This window comes from Actinotignum timonense (assembly GCF_900155575.1).
In the GTDB taxonomy this organism is placed as follows: domain Bacteria; phylum Actinomycetota; class Actinomycetes; order Actinomycetales; family Actinomycetaceae; genus Actinotignum; species Actinotignum timonense.
Map to the genome: position 1 here is coordinate 1 of NZ_LT706968.1, position 1,300 is coordinate 1,300.

The 1,300-nt window shown below is 52.3% G+C and carries 1 protein-coding gene; it reads right to left on the reverse strand.

Annotated elements, in window-relative coordinates:
• On the reverse strand, window positions 1–1,300 hold a 1,300-nt coding region (locus CZ322_RS10035), incomplete at both ends, for a hypothetical protein (protein ID WP_200807213.1).

Below are 1,300 nucleotides of genomic sequence, written 5' to 3' on the forward strand. Positions count from 1 at the left end.
TCGTTTCGACCGTCACGCCAGGAGCCGCAGGCTTAGTGGTCTGGTTGTACTCCAAAACCTGGAAATCACGATCCTCCATACGAAGGGCAAAATCCTGATCCCTAATATTGCTCATAGCGCCGTCGGTCGCATAGTCAACAACCTGGGCGCCGTATTGATACAAGTTATCCGGGAAGTTATCAAGGGCGCCCCCTACTCCATCAGGAAGAACGGGAGCAACGTACATATATTCGACGTTAACGTGTCGCGACTTGAGGTTACCCTTGAGCCACGAAGCGCTCGCACCTTCGGGAACCGGATCGCCGTGTTGCCCAGCATTCACAATTCCCTTGTAGCTGTAAGAGTCACCCCACAGGCCCTGGAACTGGATGTGATAATTACCCTTGGCATCCGTGACCGCGTAGGAAGTCTCGGCGATAGCGCTCTTCCCGGTCTCCTGCTCATACTTCGCCATAATTTCACGCTGCGCAGCTTTAAACTGCTCGCGAGTATAGCCGTTGTGGTTCTTCTTCCATTCGTCGAAGAGTTTCGCCACTCCGTCTTGAACGTATGCGCCGACTACTTTAACGCCAGGTACTGCAACATCACCAAAGCTGTCTTGGAACATGCGCACCGCCTTGGGTGCACCAAACACATTCCTCTGGTCATAGAAAACACGACCCGAAACCCAGCCACCGTTTTCTTGGTTGGTGGTTTCCTTCCAAGTGCTCTCATCCGGGAACATCTCGCTAATTTGCGGGCGCTCCTGATATGAAATATTGAAGTTCTCCGCAGCGGACTGTGGCCATGCATTCCACGTACCTACATAACGCTGCACCATCCCGTTACTAACAAATACGCCGTCGGCTTCGACAAATGAATTGACGTACTTGGTTTTATCGGGGTTATCGGACCAAATACGCAAGCCTTGCCCTGCCTGAGCTTTCCACTTATGCTCGATACCTAGTGCGTCCGTCCAATTAGGGAGCTTGATCGAGTACTTGCCATCGGCTTTAGTTTCGGTCCAATAGACCGGCGAGACAGCACCCTTCAGCTTTTTGTTTTTAAAATCAACCCACTGGGCATACACTTTGACGCCAGCCAGGCCCTCATCATTACTGTCAAAACTAGCGATACTGCCGCCTCGGTCGTGGAAAACTCGGCCATATACCGAGCCTTTAATTTCACCGAGATTACCGTCTGACCGCTGTAGCTCATAGGCTTGTGCAGAAGGAGCGCTAAACGTCGGGGTGAGACTCAAACACAAAGCTGCAGCAGTAAGGCCCGCCCACAGCTTCTTACGAAGAGATACCCCCCCCCC